Source organism: Tateyamaria sp. (assembly GCF_039945315.1).
In the GTDB taxonomy this organism is placed as follows: Bacteria; Pseudomonadota; Alphaproteobacteria; order Rhodobacterales; family Rhodobacteraceae; genus Tateyamaria.
The window spans coordinates 1-3,060 of record NZ_JBDUXB010000056.1; the positions used below are offsets into that span (position 1 = coordinate 1).

A 3,060-nucleotide genomic window follows, 5' to 3' on the forward strand; every position below is an offset into this window, starting at 1 on the left:
TCCTCGGTGGCTACGATGAGCAACAAACACTCTCTTAGCAAATAACCCTATTTGGACCCATAAGCGCTGACGTCAGACAGAGCAACAAACACTCTCTTAGCAAATAACCCTATTTGGACCCATAAGCGCTGACGTCAGACACTTCACCTCTAATTCCTTCCGAAGGCTTCCCTTCTTCTGCAATCCAAACCGAATGATCTTAAATCTTTCCGAAACCTTCTTTTGGTAACCTTTTGGAAGCAATTTCGTTAGGAGAATACGATTGCCAACAATTTCATTTTGTTTCTCATTTTATGCTCCTGTTATAACCCCCCTGGTGCCTTTGTAAGGTGTAAAGAGGAATAGATTTCTGTCGACTTCAAAAAGTGCAGACCTTGAGATGCAAAAACAGTTGTTCACTTACAAGACGTTCACGCGCAGGGGAGTCTGGCCCTCCTACGCATGGCCAATCGCCTCAGAACTATTTTGCAAAAATTTGAATGCTCAGTCGGTAGTCTTTGTTGTACTTGCTATCCATTTAGCAAGGTGATTGTTACGGCAGATGCGAGGAAGGTAGCTGCCCCAACGGCACTGTATGTTGCCAAGATCGACAAAAACTCCATTCCCATGATTAATGCGCAAAGCGCGCCGAGCAATCCAAGGAACACACCCAAGATGAGACACGCCAAAAAAAGTGGTTTCTGTGGAGGGACATCACTATTTTCGGCATGTCTCATGCAGACAACACCGTTGGTGTTGTATTCTATGGTGTTGAAACTTGGTTGAAGTAAAATCCCTATTTCAGCAGAAGTGTTAAGACTACTAAGTGGTCCCGCTAGATCATGTTTTTTTTGGATAGCGTGTGAAGGTTGATTGATACGCTGGCAGTTAGATGCCGCGTGGAGGTCTGCTGTGTAGTCCATTGTTTTTCCTTAACGAACCCCCGAGATAAAACTTGATGGAAGCCACACAGATTTCAAAGTCTTATTTTTGCAGACCTTGATCTACAAAAATAAGACTACAGCAAACAGATCAGCGCCGATTGACTCGGATAGGCGCGCGTGATGAGCAATTGAGCACGAACGGCACATGCAATACGGGAATTTTACCATATTGTCATTCTACCTATGGTATGATTTACTCAGGTAACTGGATAGTTACATAACAAATTATAAATCTCATTCATCAGCTTTAGCGTATCAGTGTTCACACCAACGGGCGTGTAATACAGCGATCACCGGCTGATCTTCAGCAACTTACATTGGCGCGTCAGGCTCAGCTTCGTGTTCTTCTTACGGATCATCTCGCGACGTTCAGACGGGCTCCTCGCTTCAGCCCTTGTGACAAAAAATCGTTCTCCACCGCAAGCTGGCCGATCTTGGCGTGCAGATCTTTGATCTCGCCGTCCTTGCTCTCAGCCTTCTTGATTTTGTCCGAAAACACTCCGGCCATGCCTTCAATCGCTTGCCGCTTCCATGTGCTCAACTGCGTCAGGTGAAGCTGGCGCTTGGCTGCAATCTCCTGGACTGTCTTGTCGCCACGTAGCGCCTCAAGCGCTACAGCAGCCTTAAACTTGTCTGAAAAGTTCCGTCGCTTCGTCATTCTCGTATCCATTCATCAGTGTCGGATACATCTTAGCACGCTGTCCAATTTTGCCGGACCACTTCATGCAGCGCTGGTTTTTTGTGATGGTTGGCGCGCCAACCATCACTATGGCTTTTGGCCCTGCGCATCAGAAATCTCCGGTTCTGTCCCGGGCCACAAAACCGCTTTCCATGATCAGCGTTGTTGGTTCATCAATCCCTTCCATCGCCTTTTTCACGTCAATGACCTCAACACTCTGAGTGAGGTACGTCTTGTAGTAGTAGTGCGCGTTCTTAGTGTCGGCAGCCGAAGTCCAAATCGTGTAATCTGCGAATTCGGCGCTTCCGTCGGCCTCACGTATCGAACCTTTCGGAATGTCAAAAGCGTTCAAAATGTGAAACGCCTTAAAGACGGCGTCATCTACTGTTTCGGAGGGCAAAGACGTGTTTGCAAAGGCCACAGCGCGAACAAAGCGTGCAGGGGATGAATGGTCACCCGGCATGCCCAGCATCCCACTGCCTTGGCCAAAAGGCGCAACACTCTGGTCGCCCACTTTGATTTTTCCACGATTTTCGCTTTGCAAACCAACATAGTTTCTTAAGTTCGTAAGATGCCAATCATAGGTTGGATTGTTTGTGACCACATTCACCGTGTTATCGAAAATGCTCAGACCCTTTTCCGTGTACTCTATGACAATGGATGCGCCTGAGGCATCAGTGACAGCATAGTGAAAAGGTGCAAATCCGTCGATCTCGGCCACATATGTTCCGACTACGTCAATGGTTGGGAGCGCTGCCTTGACCTCCTCGACGGTTGAAAACTGACCCAGTATCCAATTGCCCATTTCTTCTGACGATACGGCGCGGCCAATATTTTCGTCTGTAAGATCTTGGACAACCGCGTCCCCGGCAAAGTAAAAGGCGCCAAAATAAAGGCCTTCGGTATTTAAACCATCAAAGACAATGGGCATATCAAGCCCGTTGGCTCCAAGAAAGCCGTACTTTGCATCAAAGGTGAAGCCGGTTTTTTCAGGGTTCAGTGCAAGTGTTTCAATCTTTGTCCCGGCCGGTACAGCAAAGATGTTCGATTGAATGTCAAAGCTGAACTCCATAGTGCGGGCCGGTACGGTCACGCCATCAGCAGAGCTAAGGACGATGCCCGTGCATGCCATTACATGTTGAGAGCTAATGCAGAGCGCCGCGATAGCAGCAACAAACAGGTTACTCGATTTTAGCATTTCTTGGTCTCTCTCCTATACCGCTTTTGCGGATTAATTTCGCTCTAATTCTGTTGAAAATTTTGCTTTAGTTGGGCGTTGGTTTGCCAGATAGCTCAACGTGCTGATAACAACTTGTCAACCGATATTTCCCAAGTATTTTGGTGTTTAGGTGAAGCTGACGGATTTTACCGTTGTTTTCAAGCCCGGCGTTAGCCGCGTCAGCTGGAGTGGCGGCTTCGCGGTGCTTGCAGGCGTTCTCGCGAAGATTTCCGGCGGTT

Annotated in this window: 3 protein-coding genes; all 3 read right to left on the reverse strand. The window is 47.8% G+C overall.

Going from position 1 to position 3,060, the window contains the following annotated elements; translation table 11 throughout:
• Window positions 1-509: 509 nt before the first annotated feature.
• Entirely contained in the window at window positions 510-902 is a 393-nt protein-coding gene (locus tag ABJD00_RS19175; protein WP_348399499.1) for a hypothetical protein, read from the reverse strand.
• A gap of 376 nt (window positions 903-1,278) precedes the next feature.
• Complete coding sequence (locus tag ABJD00_RS19180) at window positions 1,279-1,581, reverse strand: transposase (RefSeq protein ID WP_348399500.1); 303 nt, start codon at window positions 1,579-1,581, stop codon at window positions 1,279-1,281.
• A gap of 130 nt (window positions 1,582-1,711) precedes the next feature.
• Window positions 1,712-2,800, reverse strand: coding sequence for a choloylglycine hydrolase family protein (locus ABJD00_RS19185; protein ID WP_348399501.1), 1,089 nt, complete (start codon window positions 2,798-2,800; stop codon window positions 1,712-1,714).
• Between the last annotated feature and the right edge of the window lie 260 nt (window positions 2,801-3,060).

Bases quoted from the DNA above. Each gene is read 5' to 3' on its own strand.
- ABJD00_RS19175 (WP_348399499.1), bottom strand. From the start codon at position 902: ATGGACTACACAGCAGACCTCCACGCGGCATCTAACTGCCAGCGTATC.
- ABJD00_RS19180 (WP_348399500.1), bottom strand. From the start codon at position 1,581: ATGACGAAGCGACGGAACTTTTCAGACAAGTTTAAGGCTGCTGTAGCG.
- ABJD00_RS19185 (WP_348399501.1), bottom strand. From the start codon at position 2,800: ATGCTAAAATCGAGTAACCTGTTTGTTGCTGCTATCGCGGCGCTCTGC.